20 protein-coding genes and 1 other annotated feature are annotated in these 19,282 nt (G+C 30.9%); of the genes, 5 read left to right on the top strand and 15 right to left on the bottom strand.

The genetic code is table 11. The features are described 5' to 3' along the window. Window positions 1-19 precede the first annotated feature (19 nt). Window positions 20-217 carry a DUF378 domain-containing protein gene (locus AC4PG3_RS12460; protein ID WP_492196952.1) on the top strand — a complete coding sequence of 66 codons (198 nt, stop codon included), beginning with the start codon at window positions 20-22 and terminating at the stop codon, window positions 215-217. A 69-nt stretch (window positions 218-286) separates the two neighbouring features. On the opposite strand, the gene AC4PG3_RS12465 is transcribed toward AC4PG3_RS12460, so the two are convergent. From AC4PG3_RS12465 to AC4PG3_RS12515, 11 genes are all read right to left on the bottom strand, one after another. After that, entirely contained in the window at window positions 287-1,231 is a 945-nt protein-coding gene (locus AC4PG3_RS12465; protein ID WP_492198188.1) for an IS3 family transposase, read from the bottom strand. Continuing rightward, complete coding sequence (locus AC4PG3_RS12470) at window positions 1,144-1,680, bottom strand: helix-turn-helix domain-containing protein (RefSeq protein WP_492196023.1); 537 nt, start codon at window positions 1,678-1,680, stop codon at window positions 1,144-1,146. The genes AC4PG3_RS12465 and AC4PG3_RS12470 overlap by 88 nt, the downstream gene beginning before the upstream one ends. 65 nt (window positions 1,681-1,745) lie before the next feature. Then, complete coding sequence (gatB, locus tag AC4PG3_RS12475) at window positions 1,746-3,170, bottom strand: Asp-tRNA(Asn)/Glu-tRNA(Gln) amidotransferase subunit GatB (protein WP_492196953.1); 1,425 nt, start codon at window positions 3,168-3,170, stop codon at window positions 1,746-1,748. Further along, window positions 3,170-4,486, bottom strand: coding sequence for an amidase family protein (locus AC4PG3_RS12480; RefSeq protein ID WP_492196954.1), 1,317 nt, complete (start codon window positions 4,484-4,486; stop codon window positions 3,170-3,172). Before AC4PG3_RS12480 ends, gatB begins: the two co-directional genes overlap by 1 nt. Window positions 4,487-4,500: 14 nt before the next feature. Further along, window positions 4,501-6,597 (bottom strand): aspartate--tRNA ligase, encoded by a 2,097-nt coding sequence (aspS, locus tag AC4PG3_RS12485; protein WP_492196955.1) that lies wholly within the window; start codon window positions 6,595-6,597, stop codon window positions 4,501-4,503. A gap of 47 nt (window positions 6,598-6,644) precedes the next feature. Further along, window positions 6,645-6,895 (bottom strand) — a binding site (T-box leader). A 44-nt stretch (window positions 6,896-6,939) separates the two neighbouring features. Next, window positions 6,940-8,166 carry a HAMP domain-containing sensor histidine kinase gene (locus AC4PG3_RS12490; protein ID WP_492196956.1) on the bottom strand — a complete coding sequence of 409 codons (1,227 nt, stop codon included), beginning with the start codon at window positions 8,164-8,166 and terminating at the stop codon, window positions 6,940-6,942. Next, complete coding sequence (locus AC4PG3_RS12495; RefSeq protein ID WP_492196957.1) at window positions 8,166-8,858, bottom strand: response regulator transcription factor; 693 nt, start codon at window positions 8,856-8,858, stop codon at window positions 8,166-8,168. Before AC4PG3_RS12495 ends, AC4PG3_RS12490 begins: the two co-directional genes overlap by 1 nt. A gap of 64 nt (window positions 8,859-8,922) precedes the next feature. After that, a complete protein-coding gene (locus tag AC4PG3_RS12500) occupies window positions 8,923-10,317 on the bottom strand; it encodes an MATE family efflux transporter (protein WP_492196958.1) in 1,395 nt (464 codons plus the stop codon). Window positions 10,318-10,386: 69 nt separating this feature from the next. Next, window positions 10,387-10,719, bottom strand: coding sequence for a P-II family nitrogen regulator (locus AC4PG3_RS12505; protein ID WP_492196959.1), 333 nt, complete (start codon window positions 10,717-10,719; stop codon window positions 10,387-10,389). 46 nt (window positions 10,720-10,765) lie between these two features. After that, complete coding sequence (locus tag AC4PG3_RS12510) at window positions 10,766-11,467, bottom strand: DUF1538 domain-containing protein (RefSeq protein WP_492196960.1); 702 nt, start codon at window positions 11,465-11,467, stop codon at window positions 10,766-10,768. A gap of 156 nt (window positions 11,468-11,623) precedes the next feature. Next, window positions 11,624-11,824: a hypothetical protein gene (locus AC4PG3_RS12515; protein ID WP_492196961.1), complete on the bottom strand. Its 201-nt coding sequence runs from the start codon at window positions 11,822-11,824 to the stop codon at window positions 11,624-11,626. Between the two features lie 258 nt (window positions 11,825-12,082). Between AC4PG3_RS12515 and AC4PG3_RS12520 the strand changes: the two genes are divergently transcribed. The 3 genes from AC4PG3_RS12520 (at window position 12,083) to AC4PG3_RS12530 (ending at window position 15,478) form a co-directional block, all read left to right on the top strand. Further along, window positions 12,083-13,641 (top strand): IS3 family transposase gene (locus AC4PG3_RS12520; protein ID WP_492195962.1). Its coding sequence is split into 2 segments (ribosomal slippage): window positions 12,083-12,737 and window positions 12,737-13,641, totalling 1,560 coding nucleotides; the frame shifts between segments, so codons are not numbered across the junction. Between the two features lie 443 nt (window positions 13,642-14,084). Next, window positions 14,085-14,621, top strand: a complete 537-nt coding sequence (locus AC4PG3_RS12525; RefSeq protein ID WP_492196023.1) for a helix-turn-helix domain-containing protein — start codon at window positions 14,085-14,087, stop codon at window positions 14,619-14,621. Next, complete coding sequence (locus AC4PG3_RS12530) at window positions 14,555-15,478, top strand: IS3 family transposase (protein WP_492198205.1); 924 nt, start codon at window positions 14,555-14,557, stop codon at window positions 15,476-15,478. Before AC4PG3_RS12525 ends, AC4PG3_RS12530 begins: the two co-directional genes overlap by 67 nt. A gap of 96 nt (window positions 15,479-15,574) precedes the next feature. On the opposite strand, the gene AC4PG3_RS12535 is transcribed toward AC4PG3_RS12530, so the two are convergent. Genes AC4PG3_RS12535 through AC4PG3_RS12550 form a run of 4 tightly spaced genes read right to left on the bottom strand, consistent with a single transcriptional unit; the run spans window position 15,575 to window position 18,313 of the window. After that, the gene (locus AC4PG3_RS12535) at window positions 15,575-16,363 is read right to left on the bottom strand and encodes a putative hydro-lyase (RefSeq protein ID WP_492196962.1); all 789 of its coding nucleotides are present in this window, start codon (window positions 16,361-16,363) and stop codon (window positions 15,575-15,577) included. A 41-nt stretch (window positions 16,364-16,404) separates the two neighbouring features. After that, window positions 16,405-17,601, bottom strand: a complete 1,197-nt coding sequence (locus tag AC4PG3_RS12540) for a sodium ion-translocating decarboxylase subunit beta (protein ID WP_492196963.1) — start codon at window positions 17,599-17,601, stop codon at window positions 16,405-16,407. 25 nt (window positions 17,602-17,626) lie between these two features. Next, window positions 17,627-17,989 (bottom strand): biotin/lipoyl-containing protein, encoded by a 363-nt coding sequence (locus AC4PG3_RS12545; RefSeq protein ID WP_492196964.1) that lies wholly within the window; start codon window positions 17,987-17,989, stop codon window positions 17,627-17,629. A gap of 39 nt (window positions 17,990-18,028) precedes the next feature. Continuing rightward, window positions 18,029-18,313 (bottom strand): OadG family transporter subunit, encoded by a 285-nt coding sequence (locus AC4PG3_RS12550; RefSeq protein ID WP_492196965.1) that lies wholly within the window; start codon window positions 18,311-18,313, stop codon window positions 18,029-18,031. Between the two features lie 196 nt (window positions 18,314-18,509). Between AC4PG3_RS12550 and AC4PG3_RS12555 the strand changes: the two genes are divergently transcribed. Next, on the top strand, window positions 18,510-19,280 hold the full coding sequence (locus AC4PG3_RS12555; RefSeq protein WP_492196966.1) for a LamB/YcsF family protein: 771 nt from the start codon (window positions 18,510-18,512) through the stop codon (window positions 19,278-19,280). The last annotated feature ends 2 nt before the right edge of the window (window positions 19,281-19,282 follow it).

The raw sequence follows: 19,282 nt of genomic DNA on the forward strand, positions 1-19,282 counted from the left end.
TAAGAAAGGAGATTTTAAAATGGATATAACAGCTTTAGTACTTGTGATAATAGGTGCTCTAAATTGGGGACTTATAGCTCTTTTTAATTTTGATTTAGTGGCTACTTTGTTTGGAGGATCTACTACACTACTTAGTAGAATAGTATATGGTTTAGTGGGTCTTGCAGGATTGTACTCTATAAAGTTTATATTTGATAGAACAAAAGTGGCAGAATAGACACATTTTTAAAAAACCAAGGTGATAATGATGTGAACCCTTTAATCCGGACTTTCGGATAATATTTAATTATGCGGCTTGTTGCCTATACTCAATAGGTGACAGGCCGTTTAATTTCTTCTTTATTCTTTTGTTATTATACCAGTTAATATATTCTGTAATCTTTTTCTCTAACTTCTTAATGGATGTAAATTTTTCTCCATAGTACATTTCTTGTTTCAATATCCCAAAGAAATTTTCCATTGGAGAGTTATCTATACAATTTCCTCTTCTAGACATACTTTGTTCAATATTTCTCTTTTTTAATCTTTTCACCCATTGAGCATGCTGATAATGAAAGCCTTGGTCAGAGTGAATTGTTAATTGATGCTTCTTAGGAAGCTTTTTAAGAGCATTATCTAAGGCATCCGTTGTAAATTTTACTGTAGGAGCTGTAGATAGATTAAATGAAATTATTTCGTTGTTAAAAAGATCCATAATAGGTGATAGATACAGTTTTTGATTACTGCCTTGGATTTTGAATTCAGTTACATCTGTAACCCATACTTTATTAGGAACTGTTACTTGGAATTGCCTATTTAATTTATTCTCTGCTATCTTTCCAACTTCACCTTTAAAAGAACTATAACCTCTAGATCTTCTGGAAAATTTTATGCACTTCATATCATTCTCTTTCATGATTCTATATACTCTTTTATGGTTTATCTTTAAGTCCTTTTGTTTTAGAGCAATGGTAATTCTTCTGTATCCATAAGTTTCATTTGATTCTTCAAATATATTTCTAATAATATTTATCAATTTTAACTCTTCTTTGTTAACTGTTTCTAGTTTTTCTACCCATTCATAGAATGAACTTTTGGGCAAGTTAGCTATCTTAAGCCAGATTCTCAATTTGATTGAAGGGAATTTCTGCCTTAATTCCATTATTACTTTCGTTTTTTCCTTGTTTTTTGCTCTCTTTTTTGGACTAAGGCTTTTAGCTTTTTTTCGTATGCTAAGCTCGCTCTCAGAAATTCATTTTCTTCTCTTAATTTAATTAATTCTTCTTTATCGCTTTTGGTGAGATTTAAAGCATCTTTTTTCTTCTTGTTTTCAGACATAGTACTAGGCCTCCCAATCGACTTATTAAGCCCTTCGAAGCCTTCATCTAAGTATTGCCTTTGCCAATTAGCAATCGTACCCTGATTGCTAATACCAAAGTGGTTAGCAGCTTCTCTGTAAGAGCAATTATGGTATTGCCTATATTGTAATACACGTAGCTTAAATTCTCCAGAGTAAAAAGTTTTTGTAGATTTTATTTTTAGTCCTTCTTCTCCGTAGCTTTCATAATTTTTAACCCAATCCCTAACTCGACTAAAATTTGTTATAGCGTATTTTTTTGCTATAGATTCATAACCACCTGTTTCTCCACTTAAATAATCTTTCACTACTTCTAACTTAAACTTAAATGAATATTTAGACATGATAAAACCCCCTAAATCCGTGTCCGGATTTGGGGGGTAACATCATAATCACCTTGGTTCTAGTTTTATTCTTTTATTTTTTTGTGAATTAATTCTATTGTAAGCCCTGGATTTGCTTTTCCCTTAGTCTTACCCATTACCTTACCCACTATTGATTGTAATGCCTTTTCCTTTCCAGATTTATATTCTTCTACTGCTTTTTTACTTGATTTTATAGCTTCATCTACTATAGGAGATAAAATTTCCTCATCATTTATCTGTTCTAAATCATATTCTGTTATTATTTCATCTGGTGATTTTTCTTCTTTAAACATTTTTTCAATTATCTTTTTACCAGCAGATATACTCACTCTACCAGAGTATATAAAGTTTACCAATTCACTTAAGGCTTCGGGAGAAAATGGTACATCAAATTCATCTGCTGATACAAGCCTAAATACCTCTGAAATAAGAAGGTTTGCTAATATCTTAGTGTCATTTGAAAGCTTTGCAGCCCTTTCAAAGTAGTCTGCCAACTCTATAGAAGATATAAGTTGTTCTGCATCATAACTGCTTAAACCATATTCTTTCATATATTTTTCTTTTCTAGTATCAGGTAGTTCTGGCAAGTTGTTTTTCAATTCTTCTATCCATTCTTCTTCTATTCTAATATTCATAAGATCTGGATCAGGAAGATATCTATAGTCATGGGCATCTTCTTTCTGTCTCATGGAATAAGTTTTGCCTGTATTTTGATCAAACCTTCTAGTCTCTTGAATTAATTTTTCTCCTGCTTTTATAGCTTTAAACTGTCTTTCAGATTCATAGTCTATAGCTCTCATTATAGATTGGAAAGAATTTAGGTTTTTCATCTCTACTCTGACTCCAAATTCTTTTTCACCTTTTTTTCTAATAGAAAGATTTACATCTGCCCTCATAGATCCTTCATTCATCTTACAATCAGATACATCTATATATCTTAAAATCGCCCTAAGCTTTTGAAGATAAGCTATAACTTCTTCTTTAGATCTTAAGTCCGGCTCTGATACTATTTCTGTTAGAGGCATACCTGCTCTATTGTTGTCAATTAAAGTTCCTACGCCTTCTTTGTGTACCAGTTTTCCTGCATCTTCTTCTATATGAATTCTAGTGATACCTATTGTCTTTTTACCACCTTCTACTTCAATATCTAAATGTCCATCATGGCAAATCGGAAGACCATCTTGAGATATTTGATATGCCTTTCCCAAGTCTGGATAAAAATAATGCTTACGATCCTGCCTACCAAGTCTTGTAATCTCACAATTTGTAGCAAGTCCAGCTTTAACTGCATATTCCACTACCTTTTCATTTAATACTGGAAGGCTTCCAGGAAGTCCTAAACACACAGGACAGCAGTGACTGTTTGGCTCTCCACCAAATTCTGTGGAACAATTACAAAATATTTTAGTATTTATCTTTAATTCTACATGAACTTCTAGTCCCATTACTATTTCATAATCCTTATCCATTATTTAGTACCTCCTACTTCTAATATTTCTCTTTCATAACTATATGCAAAGTTTAACAATTTTTCTTCTTTAAATTTATCTCCAATAATTTGGAAACCTACAGAATCTTCCATATCCCTTTGATAAGGAATAGACATAGATGGTAATCCTGCCAAGTTTGAGCTTAGTGTTGACTCATTATCCATTTTAGTAAGGATTAAATCAAACTCTTTAAATTGCTCTGCAAATTCTTCTTTTAATTTAGTTCTCAATCTCTGAGCATTTTCATAGTAGTCCTCATAATTCTCTTTACTAACTACAAAGTTACCAAATAGAATTTTTTCTTTTACTTCTAAACCAAAACCTTCAGTTCTAGTATTTTTATAGAGTTCTTCTACATTTTCATATTCTTTTGTTCTATATCCATAGCTTATTCCATCATATCTTGCCAAATTAGATGTAAATTCTGCACTAGAGATTATCTCATAACAAGCCTTAGCATATTCTACAGATGGGATATCTATATATTCTATTTTAGCTCCTAATTCCTTTAGATTTTTGATCAAAAGATTAAATTCTTCATGTTTTTCAGCTTCATATTCTTTTAGTATTCCTATTTTAATATCTTTTATTTCTTCTTTAAAATCTTCATAGTTTTTATTTTCTACAGCTACTGATGCAGAGTCTCTTTCATCCTTATCTACTATTTTGTTTAAGATAAGTCCCAAGTCTTCCACATTTTTAGAAACAACCCCTATTTGATCTAAAGAAGATGCACGGGCTATGATTCCATGTCTAGATATTAGTCCATAGGTAGGTCTAAATCCAAATACTCCATATTTAGATGCAGCTAATCTAACCTCACCCTTTGTATCTGTCATTATTCCAAATATTGCTTCATTGTCCTTTACAGCCTTCGCAGTTTTAAAGGAGTCCTCAGAAGAATTAATCTCAAATTCTCCCATCTTCCCTTTACCGATCAATATAGCATCTTCATCATATAACTTTTCTATAACTGCTGCATCAAATACAGGAATATATCCTTCTAATATTTTAGAGCCTGATTGGGTTAAAATCTCCCTTGTAGATATACTGTCTTCTACTGCTACAGGAATTCCTGCTAAACTTTTTAGGTTTTTCTCTTCTTTTTTGTCTTCTTTTTTCTTTTCATCTACTTCTTTAGCTACTTCTAAGGCCATTTGGTTTAACACGCTATAATTTTCATATTTATTTTGTTTTACTTTTTCTAAAATTCCCTTTGTTAGATCTTCACTTGTGATCTCACCACTATTTAATAGTAAGCTTATTTCTGAAATTTTTTTACCATATATATCCACGGTACACCCTCCTTTTATTCCATTATCATTGGAACTAATATAAATGTATCTTCTCTAGTCTTTGCACTTGATACTAGTTCTAAAGCTGTAAACTCATTTTCCACTTTATCTTCTCTAAATATATTTTCATGCTCAAAGGTATTTATAGTTGGAGAATATTTCTTTACATCAGCTTCTTTTATAATTGAAGTAAATTGAATCAACTCTTTTAAATCTTCTTCAATTTTTTCTTTATCTTCTTCTAAATATATTTGGGATAGATCAGCTAGTTTTTCTATGTCTAAGTCAATTTGATTTTCTCTTTTACTTTCCATATCTTTAGCCCTTTCTTCAATTTCTCCATTTAAACAAATCTCTAATTCTTCTAGTTGAGAACTTGCAACAGTACTTGGAGCTTCACTAAGGGGACAATAGGCTTCTTTAGTCTTTGGAAATGCTATTACATCTCTTATACTACTAGCTCCCGCCATCATCATTACTAGTCTATCTAGACCAAAGGCAAATCCACCATGAGGAGGTGTCCCGTATGAAAAAGCATCTATTATAAACCCAAATCTATTTCTTATCTCTTCATCACTAAATCCTAAGAGTTCAAACATCTTTTGTTGTATATCACTTCTATGAATACGAATACTTCCACTTCCCAGTTCTGTACCATTTAGGACTATATCATAAGACTTTGCCCTAACTTTTGAAGGATCAGATTCAAGTAATTCTAAATCCTCATCTGCTGCCATAGTAAATGGATGGTGCATAGCAATATATCTATTTTCCTCTTCTGACCACTCTAAAAGAGGGAAATCCGTTACTATTAAAAACTTGAATTCATCTTTTTTCCTAAGTCCTAATTTATCTCCTATATCAAGTCTTAAATTTCCAAGAGTCTTACATACTATTTCTTCTTTATCTGCACTAAATATAATTAAATCTCCAGGCTGTCCATTTACCTTTTCTATTATTTCTTCTACTTCTTCATCTTTTAAAAACTTAGTAATTACTGATCTTAATTCTCCACTTGGCTCTATTCCTATCCAAGCCATTCCCTTTGCTCCATAGGAAATTGCCTTTTGAGTTAAATCTTCTATTTCAGTTCTAGTAAAGCTATTTCCACCTTTAATATTTATGGCTCTAACTGCTCCACCACTATCCATAGCTCCTCTAAATACTTTAAAGTCACAATTTCTTGCAATATCACTTAAATCTACAATCTCCATTCCAAATCTTAGATCTGGCTTATCACTTCCATAAAATGCCATGGCCTGTTTATATGTCAATCTTTTAAAATCTTCTTTAAAATCTATATCCATTACTTCTTTAAATACATGCTTAAACATATCTTCCAAATAAGATAGTACATCCTCTTGATCTACAAAGGAAAGCTCCATATCTACTTGGGTAAACTCTGGTTGCCTATCAGCTCTAAGATCTTCATCTCTAAAACACTTTGCTATTTGATAGTATTTATCTACTCCAGATACCATAAGAAGTTGCTTAAATATCTGAGGTGATTGAGGAAGAGCATAAAAATCACCTGGATGCACACGACTAGGAACTAAGTAGTCTCTTGCTCCTTCTGGAGTACTTTTTGTAAGTATAGGGGTTTCTACTTCTAGAAAATCCTTATCCTCCAAATATCTTCTAATAGTTTTTACAGTATTGTGTCTTAATTTTAAATTATTATATATTTCTGGCCTTCTTATATCTAAATATCTATGTTTTAATCTTAAGTCTTCTCTTACATTTATCTTATCTTCTATAGGAAATGGAACGGTTTTAGATCTGGATAATATCTTTAAAACTTTTCCCCTTAATTCTACAGTTCCAGTTGGAATTTTAGGATTGTATGTCTCTTCATCTCTTTCTTCTATTTTTCCATTTACAGCTATTACATCTTCATTTCGTAGAGATTCCACTAGATTAAATGTTGTAGAATCTAAATCTTTGGCATCAAATACTACCTGTAGAATTCCTTTTTTATCTCTAAGGTCTAAAAATATGATTCCACCCATATCTCTAGTTCTTTGAACCCAACCTGTTGCAGTTATCTCTTTGCCTTTATCCTCTTCTTTTATCTCTCCGCAATAATGGCTTCTCTTTAAAGCTGTGCTCATATTATCCCTCCTATTTATTTTTCCAATTAAAAAAACCTCTCATCCTCTAAAGGGACGAAAGGTCTATATTCGCGGTACCACCCAGTTTGATTATTTAAAATAATCCACTCATATTTCAATACAGGCTAAAAGCCGATATCTACTGTCATAACGTGGCAGCTACGTCTACACTTACTTGCATATGCTTTCAGCTAGAGACTCCCAGAAGTTTTTCAATTAAAAATCCGTACTGGACTCTCACTATCACCAGTTCGCTTTGACTACCATTTTAATCTACTCGTCTGTTCCTAGTCTTTATTTATTTTTTGCTTGAGAAAATCATATACTACTTGTTTTATTTTGTCAAGTAGTTTTATTTAAAAATGTAATTATAAACTTTGTGTATTCGCCTTTTTTACTCTTCACAGATATATTTCCATTTTGAGATTCTATTATGAGTTTAGATAGATTTAATCCTATCCCTATACTCTCTGGCTTTACTTCACTACTTACCTTGTAAAATCTTTTAAATATATTTTTCAAATGTTTTTTATCTATACCTTCTCCATTGTCTTTGACTTCAATTCTACTAAATAGGGGAGTTTGTGAAAAAATTATATCTATTTTGTCTCCTCCATGTTCTATGGCATTTTTGACTATATTTATGATTGCCTCTGATGTCCAGTTCTTATCTCCATAAAAGTACCCATCTTTTTCTCCAAGACTATTTATTTTTTGATCTTTTAATTTGATTTCTAAACTTTTATTTATTATATCCAAAATTTCCTTAAAATATACTTTTTCTCTTTTAAAGTCTATGGCTCCTGCTTCTATTCTAGCTACTTTAAGTAAATTTATAATCAGCCATTCCATTCTATTTATCTGACTTTCCATCTTTTCTAAAAAATCTTTTTTTACTACATCATCCATAGAATTGTCATGTAATAGGATATCATTTATCATTATTAATGAGGAAAGAGGTGTTTTAAGTTGATGAGATATATCTGCCATTGTATCTTTTAAAAAGATTTTTTCTTTACTTAAACCCTCTATACTATTTTCTAATCTATTGGCCATTTGATTGAATTGATGATTTAATATATGAAAATCTCCTTCATCTTGTTCAGAAAGTCTCTCAGAAAAATTCCCCTCTACTATTTTTTCCGACATAAATGATATTTTTCTTATCCTCTTATAAATTTTTTTATACTCAATTGTTATTAAAAATAACAAAGGTAATAGAAATAATATTATAGAAAACGATATATACATAGGCATATTTTTATTATGTTTTAAAATAGGATGATTTTTATCCTTCAAAGAAATATTATAGCCATAATCTTTCAAAGTATTTTCCCCAATTTTAAAATTTTCTTCTTCTATTTCTTTAGTTATATAGGGTACTATATCTTTTTCTAATTCTGGATTATCCTTTAATATATTCCCAACTAAAGAAATATCTCTCTTTATCACATCTTTTGTAATATCTTTAATAGTAAAATTTACAAATAAAAATATCATTATAGCAAATATAGATTGCATAATTATAAGCTTTATAATTATAGATTTAAACTCTTTATTTCTAAACATCACTCACCTCTAACACTTACGTCCCATCTGTATCCTACACCTCTTATGGTTTTAATATACTCTGGGTTAGATGAATCATCTTCAATTTTCTCTCTAAGCCTTCTTATATATACAGATAAAGAATTATCATCTACAAAATTCCCTTCTATATCCCATAGGTTCTCTAAGATACACCTTCTAGATAAAACCTTATCCCAATTATTTAAAAGAATTAAAAGCAATTTATACTCTGAAGGTGTGAGTTGGATAAGTTCATCTTTTAAATAGACCTTAGAGTCCAGCAAATTTACTCTTATATCCTTAGATATAAGAGTATTATCTACTGGATTTTCTACTAATCTTCTAAGTATTGCCTTTATCCTAGATAATAGCTCTCTTATCCTAAAGGGCTTAGTTATATAGTCATCTGCCCCTATATCAAGACCCCTTACTATATTTACTTCTTCATCTTGAGCTGTTAAAAATATTACAGGTGTAGTCTGAAATTTTCTTATATATTCACATAATTCAAATCCGGACCCATCAGGAAGTCCTACATCTAGTATTATTAAATCATATTTGTTTTTATATATAGAATCTTTTCCTTCAATAAAACTGTTTTTTATATCTACTATGTACCCTTCTGATTTTAAAGTATATTCTATACCATCGGCTAAAGTTCTATCATCTTCCACTAAAAGAATATTTACCATGTTTTCACCTCAAAATAAAAATAAGTAAGTTACCTTACTTATTTTTATACCCTAATTTATTATTTTAATCTAAGACAAATTCTTTTTTCAAATTTGTCTTCTTGCTTTGCTTTTTTATCTTTAAATTGAGTTTTAAACTTTCATTTCTAATCAAAATAAATGAACCTACAGATGCTAAAAAGTCACTTATTGGATAAGATAGCCAAACTCCAGTAGCACCTAAATTAAACCATTTTACTAATACAATAGATAGAGGTAGCATAATTACTAATTGTCTAAATACGGCAATCCCCAGAGATATTTTCCCTCTGCCCATGGCCTGAAAATAAAATATACTTACATAATATATGCTTATAAAGGGAAATAGAGAAATCATAATTCTAAAAGCATGCACTGATTCTCTTATAATAACTGCATCATCTATAAATAGGGAAATAAATGTAGAAGGAAAAATCATTGCAATCCCCCACATAACTCCTGTTGTCAAACTTGCAAACAAAATAGTTTTTTGCATTATAGATTTTAATCTTTTAAAGTTCTTCGCTCCTATATTATATGCAGCTATAGGTTGCATAGCAGATGCTATTCCAAACATAGTTATAAATAAAAACATATATATTTTACTTATAACACCTAGTACTACTATTCCACTATCTCCAACACTATCTAATAATAGATTGTTGAAAACCGCCATTACGATTCCGTCCTCTGCCTCTACTACAAATGCAGAAAGACCTATCAATATTATTGATATAATTATCTTTCTATCTAGATAAAATCCTGATGCTATATTTTGCTGTTTTTTTATCTTTGAATAATTATAGTATGCAAATAAAAATCCTGCAATTTGAGAGCTTACTGTGGCTATACCTGCTCCAGTTACTCCCATGTTTAAATTTACAACCAATATATAATCTAATATGATATTTAAAATAGCCCCTATACTATTACTTTTAATGGCTATTTTATTATTTCCAAGAGATATCATTACATTTGAAATAAATATGGTGGAGCTCAAAAATAAACTTCCAAATATGATTATACTTAAATACTCTTTAGCAAAAGGTAATATATCACTACTTGCTCCTAAAGCTAAAAGTATTTTTTCTCTAAATAAAAATATACAAGTAGTAATAATTGTCATAATCAAAAAGACTAAAGAAAATCCAGTCTTTATTATCTTCTCTGACTTATCAAAGGTCTTTTCTCCATTTGACCTAGAAAATGAAGTAGAAGTTCCTATGGCTATCATCATACTTATTGCAATTATAATCCTTTGTATTGGAAATACTAATACAAGAGCACCTATTCCAGCTTTACCTACATTTCTCCCTATAAAAAATGTATCTACCATATTATAAAGTTCCGAAATTAAAATTGAAATTATTATTGGAATGGAAAATCGGAACAATAATTTACTAATCTTTTCCTCTCCAAATATCTTGCTTCCGCGTCCCACAAATAAAACCTCCATTATGATACTATATATAATACCACATTTATAGATTTATTGCACCATCAAAAGCTACTATGATATATCTTCGAATTCTAGTCTATGATGTAAACCTATAAGATTGTCGATAGGTATAGTAAATATAATACCTGTACCCGGTTTTTTTAAATCCCCAGCAATTATCATGGCCTTCATTATATCTTTTAATTTTTCTTTTTCGCTTAGAATCAGTATTATTTCCTTTGAGGCTTCAATATTTACCTTCAAAAATTTCTTTACTTCTGATTCTCCTGTCCCTCTTCCATAAAATATAGTTGCACCAGTAGCACCAGATTTTTTTCCAGCATCTACAATTTTATCTGCCTTGCCTCTCTCTACTATTGCAACAATACACTTAATATCAAACACATAATCACCCTTTATAACAATATTTCAATAGATATTTTCCACTAATTTATAGTTTAGTCAATATCCCTAGTATGAGTACAGATACCATCGCTCCCACAGAGGTGAGACCTATTATCCCAAATCCTGATAAAAGTGGGTCAACCCCTTCTATTATACTTGCAAGTCCTACAGCAAGAGCCATATTTAAGGGAATATTTACAGGCCCTGTAGTAGCACTAGCTGAGTCCATAGCTATAGAGATATAAGGTTCTGGTGTGAAAAATATTAAAACTACAACTATTACAAGTAATGGAATTATAATTTTTATATAAGGTGTACTTGAGATGATCTTATATAATCCTATACTCATTCCCATTCCAAATCCTGCAGCTACTCCATGTAATAAAACTTTATGATTTATTGCCCCTACTGATAATTCTTCTACTTCTAGCGCCAAAGTTCTAAGGGCAGGCTCTACAAGAGTAGCAAAGTAACCAAGTACAAATCCTAAAAGAATAATAGCCCATTTACTATCTAATACATGTAGGCTTTTACCTACAGAACTGCCTAAAGGTATCAAGCTCATATTGGTTCCCATTAAAAATAAATGTAGTCCCAATGTTGCAAGTACAAATCCAGTGGTAAACTTTTTTATATCCTCTATGGGTTTTTTTAATATTAATACCTGAAAAATCATAAGTATTAAAGTTAAAGGTAAAATCCCCTTTAATGTATCCCACAGTGGAGATATAATTTCTAGGAATTTCAATTGTTTCACCTCGATTCATTTCGTCAGTTGTATATATTATAGTCTATCTAAAATATTATACAACTAAAAAACGACAGAATGCTTTCCTGTCATTTCAATAGTTTATTTTAAAAGAGTTGCTACATATTGCACATAATATAAATGATGTTCACTAAATCAATTTTTATCATTCTCAATATTTTTTTTATGAGTCTTATAAGCAGTTAAAAAAGCTAAGATTCCTACAATTCCACTAAAAAAAGTAATTGCGCTTAATCCTTGAATTCCCTCCATTGAAAATCTTGATAAACACCGCCATGTTAAAATAAGTCCTAAAAATATTTTGACATTTCTATCATTTCTTAGTTTATTTTTCATAGAACACCTCGCTTTTATTTACTTCGCTATATAATACTAATATTCACTAGCTCATTTTCTATTGTATCTCTAGTTAAAAAAATCTACCCCTAAAAAACTTTATTAATATATGATGCTGTATGAATTATATTTTCAATGGTGACAAATAACATTAGAATCATTAGAAAAACAAAAAATACAATCTTGATTATTGATATGCTCCCCTTAAGGTAGACAGATTTAAAAACAAAAATCTGATACTGAAAGGGGAGTATTTTCATGTCAAAAATAAAATATACAGCAGAAGAAAAATTTAATATATTAATGGAATACGAGAATTCATATATTTCAATTGCAGGCTTGTGTAGATTTTATAGGATTAATGAATCTACTTTTTACCATTGGAAGAAATGCTATGAAAAGTATGGATTTCAAGGATTAGAAAAATCAAAAACATGGAAGAAATATTCAAAGGAATTAAAGGAATCAGCCGTTTTAGATTATCTTTCAGGAGAGTATTCATTAGGTAATATCGCTGATAAATATGAAATATCAGATAAGAGTGTTCTTAGAAAGTGGATTAAGAGGTATAATAGTCATAGGGAATTAAAAGATACTGGAAAAGGAATGAGCCAATCTATGACTAAAGGAAGATCTACCACATTAGAAGAAAGAATTGAAATTGTAAAATATTGCATTGGTAACAATAAAAGCTATCAGCTAACTGCTGAAACATTTGATGTTTCCTATCAGCAAGTTTATGGATGGGTTAGAAAATTTGAAGAATACGGAGAAGATGCTCTTGTAGATAAAAGAGGAAGAAACAAAGTAGAATCAGAGCTTACATCGGAAGAAAAAATTAAACTTGCTATGAAAAGAATAGAAAAGGAAAATGAAAGATTAAGGGCGGAGAATGCATTCTTAAAAAAGCTGCAGGAACTAGAAGGGAGGCGGTATTAAGCAGTATTAGACAAGAAAATAAATATCTTGTAATAAAAAAGCTTAATAAAGAAAACAAATACTCTATATCATTACTATGTAAAGTTGCAAATATTGCTCGTTCTTCATATTATAAGTGGCTTAATAGAGATAAAACGGAGTTAGAAAAAGAAAATGAAATGCTGATAAAAGAAATGATAAGTCTTTATGAAGAAGTAAATGGGATCTATGGCTATAGAAGAATTACCATGCATCTTAATCGCAGATTGAATATGAACTACAATCATAAGCGAATATATCGCTTGATGAGGGTGATTGGACTAAAATCTGTAATTCGTAAAAAAAAGAAAAGGTATGTAAAATCAACACCACTATTTGTTGCAGAAAACATCTTGAATCGAGAATTTTCCGCATCAATACCAAATGAGAAATGGGTTACAGATGTAACAGAACTTAAATATGGATATGGTAAGAAAGCATATTTAAGTGCAATATTAGATCTATATGATAACAGCATAGTGGCTTATGTAGTAGGACATAGAAATGATAATCAATTAGTATTTGAAACATTAGATTTGGCTATAAAATCTAATCCAGGTGCCAATCCTATAATTCATAGCGACAGAGGTTATCAATATACATCTTATGGATTTAAGAAAAGGTTGGAATCAACAGGAATGACCCAAAGCATGTCAAGGGTAGGGAGATGCATTGATAATGGACCTATGGAAGCATTTTGGGGAACTTTGAAATGTGAAAAATATTATTTAAATAAATACAAATCATATGAAGAACTAAAAAATGATATAGATAAATATATTTGTTTTTATAATCATAGGAGACTGCAAAAAAGACTAAACAGCCTCAGCCCGATAGAATATCGAGCCTTGGCTGCTTAAGATTGTTTTTATTATTTCCACTGTCTACTTGACAGGGTGCTGTTCATATCTCTATTAGTGTTCTTTTTTTTGGTTCTTTAAATGTGCCTATTATCAGGGTTATGCCTTTTAATGTTATATAGATACTGAAAATTATTTGTATAATCCTAAAAGATATATATGCATAAGGAATATTTTTTACTTTATCACTATTATTTAAAGCACTAAGCATAATTAAAAAAACATTGTATACTATTATTGACAAGTTACTTATTTCCACTTCCTCTTCATCAAATAAACTAGCTATTTTATACACCCCCAAGAGGTTAAGTTTATAACCTATGTAATACTACAAAATGACTCAAAAATATATAATATTATAAATCAATTATACAAAAAAGCAGGCCTTAAAGCTACGCTGATGTTACCCCCCAAATCCGGACACGGATTTAGGGGGTTTTATCATGTCTAAATATTCATTTAAGTTTAAGTTAGAAGTAGTGAAAGATTATTTAAGTGGAGAAACAGGTGGTTATGAATCTATAGCAAAAAAATACGCTATAACAAATTTTAGTCGAGTTAGGGATTGGGTTAAAAATTATGAAAGCTACGGAGAAGAAGGACTAAAAATAAAATCTACAAAAACTTTTTACTCTGGAGAATTTAAGCTACGTGTATTACAATATAGGCAATACCATAATTGCTCTTACAGAGAAGCTGCTAATCACTTTGGTATTAGCAATCAGGGTACGATTGCTAATTGGCAAAGGCAATACTTAGATGAAGGCTTCGAAGGGCTTAATAAGTCGATTGGGAGGCCTAGTACTATGTCTGAAAACAAGAAGAAAAAAGATGCTTTAAATCTCACCAAAAGCGATAAAGAAGAATTAATTAAATTAAGAGAAGAAAATGAATTTCTGAGAGCGAGCTTAGCATACGAAAAAAAGCTAAAAGCCTTAGTCCAAAAAAGAGAGCAAAAAACAAGGAAAAAACGAAAGTAATAATGGAATTAAGGCAGAAATTCCCTTCAATCAAATTGAGAATCTGGCTTAAGATAGCTAACTTGCCCAAAAGTTCATTCTATGAATGGGTAGAAAAACTAGAAACAGTTAACAAAGAAGAGTTAAAATTGATAAATATTATTAGAAATATATTTGAAGAATCAAATGAAACTTATGGATACAGAAGAATTACCATTGCTCTAAAACAAAAGGACTTAAAGATAAACCATAAAAGAGTATATAGAATCATGAAAGAGAATGATATGAAGTGCATAAAATTTTCCAGAAGATCTAGAGGTTATAGTTCTTTTAAAGGTGAAGTTGGAAAGATAGCAGAGAATAAATTAAATAGGCAATTCCAAGTAACAGTTCCTAATAAAGTATGGGTTACAGATGTAACTGAATTCAAAATCCAAGGCAGTAATCAAAAACTGTATCTATCACCTATTATGGATCTTTTTAACAACGAAATAATTTCATTTAATCTATCTACAGCTCCTACAGTAAAATTTACAACGGATGCCTTAGATAATGCTCTTAAAAAGCTTCCTAAGAAGCATCAATTAACAATTCACTCTGACCAAGGCTTTCATTATCAGCATGCTCAATGGGTGAAAAGATTAAAAAAGAGAAATATTGAACAAAGTATGTCTAGAAGAGGAAATTGTATAGATAACTCTCCAATGGAAAATTTCTTTGGGATATTGAAGCAAGAAATGTACTATGGAGAAAAATTTACATCCATTAAGAAGTTAGAGAAAAAGATTACAGAATATATTAACTGGTATAATAACAAAAGAATAAAGAAGAAATTAAACGGCCTGTCACCTATTGAGTATAGGCAACAAGCCGCATAATTAAATATTATCCGAAAGTCCGTATTAAAGGGTTCACATCACGCTCTTGACCTGCTTTTTTGGCTATTTATTTTAAAATAGCTTCTTATTTAAAATTTATAGCACTGCTAAATCTTCATCTTTTGGGTCGCATATAAACATATGTCCTGGTGAGTGAGTTATCATAAGTTCTGGTTTACTTGTCATTGCTATTGATTGAGGTGTAACTCCACATGCCCAAAATACTGGTACTTCTCCTTCTTTTATTTCTGAAGGATCTCCAAAGTCAGGCTTATTTATATCCTCTATCCCAATTTGTGCAGGATCTCCTATATGAACAGGCGCTCCGTGAACTTGTGGAAATCTTGATGTAGCTTGAACTGCTCTTGTGATTAATTGATATGGGATAGGTCTCATACTTACTACCATCTTCCCATGAAACTCTCCAGCAGGTTCAGTTTCAATATTTGTGATATACATAGGTACATTATGATTGTCCTCTATATGTCTTATGGGAATTGAAGCATTTAACATTGCTGATTCAAATGAGAAGCTACATCCAAGTAAAAATCCTACTAAATCATCTCTCCAATAATCTTCAATATTATCTACTTCATCTACTAATTCTCCTTTTTTGTAGATTCTATACTTGGGTATATCATATCTTAAATCAGCTCCCTTTGCCATTAGCTTTGGCTCTGGATTGCCTATATCTGTTACATCTAAAACTGGGCAGGGCTTAGGATTTCTTTGAGCAAACAATAAGAAATCAAAAGCTAAGTCTTTAGGAACTATGGCTAGATTAGCTTGAATATGTCCCTTACACATTCCAGATGTAGGTTTACTTATTTCTCCTTTTCTTATAAGTTCTCTTACCTCTTTCGGGTTCATATTTGCTAAATTCAATTTACCCATCCCCCTTATATTATCTAATTTTAATTTTTAATTTATCCAAAGAAGTGAAGTAGCATACCTGCTGCTATTGCAGAACCTATTACTCCAGCCACATTTGGTCCCATTGCATGCATAAGTAAAAAGTTTCTTGGGTTTTCCTCTTGACCTACCTTTTGTACTACTCTTGCTGCCATAGGTACTGCAGATACTCCTGCTGCCCCTATCAATGGATTTATCTTTCCTCCTGATAATTTTGACATTAACTTTCCTAAAAGCACACCAGAAGCTGTTCCTATTGAGAATGCAATTAACCCTAATACAATTATACTTATAGTCTTAGTGGTTAAAAAAGTTTCTGCATTTGCTGTAGCACCTACTGTTACTCCCAAGAATATAGTAACGATATTTACCAGTTCATTTTGCGCAGTCTTTGATAATCTATCTACTACTAGTGATTCCCTAAATAAATTCCCAAGCATTAACATACCAACTAAAGTTGTAGCTGAAGAAAGAAGTAGGGAAACTACAACTGTTACCATTATTGGAAATATGACTTTTTCTCTTTTTGAAACTACTCTTAATTGCTTCATAGTTATATTTCTTTCTTCCTTTGTAGTTAGAGCTCTCATTATAGGTGGCTGAATTATCGGTACTAGAGCCATATATGAATAAGCAGCTACTGCTATAGGCCCTAATAATTGAGGTGCCAATTTTGAAGTTATATATAGAGCTGTAGGACCATCAGCACCTCCAATTATCCCTATACTTGCAGCTTCTTTAGCTGTAAATGCTACTATACCACTATCATTTAACAATATTGCACCAATAAAAGTTGCAAATATACCAAATTGTGCTGCTGCTCCTAGAAGTACACTTTTAGGATTGGCTATAAGTGGTCCAAAGTCTGTCATAGCACCTACCCCCATAAATATCAAAGGAGGATATATTCCTAATTTCACACCTTGATACAAGTAATATAATAGTCCACCATATTCTTTTGTCTGAGATATAAGCTCCTTTGTATTAGGATCTCTTATTATTTCAACTACAGGTTCTTTCATTAGATCTGAGCCAGGGAGATTCGCAAGTAATATACCAAAGGCAATGGGTATAAGTAATAAAGGTTCAAATTTTTTTGCTATTCCTAAATATAAAAGTATAAAAGATACGAAAAGCATTATTATTTGAGTTAACTCAATAGTTTTAAATCCTGTATTCCCCCAAAAATCTGATAGTATATCTATAATCATCCTATTTCATTCCTTTCTTAATAACTTACTGTATAGTTATAAGCTTATGACCAGTATCTACTGCCAAACCTTCAGATACTAAGATATCTGCAACTTTTCCATCTTTAGGGGCTAATATTTCATTTTCCATTTTCATAGCTTCAAGTATCATAAGTACATCCCCAGCCTTTACCATATCTCCTTTAGAAACACTTATCTTAAATATACTACCTGGCATAGGAGCTTCTACTGTTTCTCTAGCTGCTACTTGTTTATTTTCTACAGTCCTTTCTCTCACAGTTTCTACAGGTTTTTGATAGTCTATATTTTTGTCTTTTTGCCCTGGTTGAACTTCATCAACTTCCACCTCATAAGAATTACCATTCACATTTATAATAAATCTTCTCATCTTCTTTTCCCCCAATTTACTTAATTGAATTTTATAAGCTTAAGAAATCTTTTTTATACTTGAGATATTAATATTATTTTTTTCCGTATCCATTAAACATAAAAGTGTAGCGGAAATTACAGCAACAATTTCTTCTGGAACATCATCTATTTCTTCCTTGTTAGATACAAAATTTGACAATTCCTTCGCTTGAATTATTTCCTCTTTCTTTATAAATCCTAATCCATAGATTAATACAGAAATCAATATTAAAATCAAAAACACTACAAACATACTTATCAATGAAATAAAAACACTTTCACCTATTGTTATATAATCTCCCATTATCTCACCTCACTTTTAATAGTATTCTATTTAGCTCCTATTATAGTACATTTAAGAGATTTTTTAAATGTTATTTTCCGATTAATGAGTTTTTTCTAAAGAATCTAATTATTTAGAAAAAAAGAAGGATTTTCTCATTCCATGTAGAATACACTTAGTGTAAGTATTGTTTTTTAAATTTTAGGAGGTGTTTTAAATGAAAGGTATAGTAGATTTAAATTCTGACATTGGCGAAAGTTTTGGATTCTATGTCTTAGGTCTTGATGAAGAGGTAATAAAACATGTGACAAGTGTAAATATAGCCTGTGGTTTTCATGCTGGTGATCCTCTTATAATGGAAAAGACTGTTAAAGAAGCAATAAAAAACAAGGCAGAAATAGGGGCGCATCCAGGATATCCTGATTTAATGGGATTTGGACGTAGAAAAATGGATATTAGTCCTAAAGAAGCTCGAGCTTATATGTTGTATCAATTAGGTGCTCTAAAAGCCTTTGCAGAGGCAAATGGAAGAAGTATTCAACATATGAAACTTCATGGAGCTTTTTATAACACTGCTAACAATGATGAAAAACTTTCAATTGAAATTTTAAAAGCCTTAAGTGAAGTGGATAAAAATATTATATTGATGGCACTTAGCGGAAGTCTTATTGTTAAAAAGGCACAAGAAATGGGAATCAAAGTAGCTCAAGAAGTATTTGCTGACAGAGCTTACAATGAGGACGGTACCCTTGTTAGTAGAAAATTGCCTGGAGCTGTTATTCATGATAAGGACTTAGCTATCGACAGAATTAAAAAAATGGTCTTAGAAGGAAAAGTAACTGCTATAACTGGGAAGGAAATCGAAATAAAAGCAGACTCTATCTGCGTTCATGGTGACAATCCAGAAGCAGTTGATTTTGTTAAAAATATTAAAGAAAGTTTGATCGCAGAGGGAATTGAAGTAAAAAGTCTAAATAAATTTATCTAAGA

Source organism: Tissierella sp. QWL-11 (genome assembly GCF_058683765.1).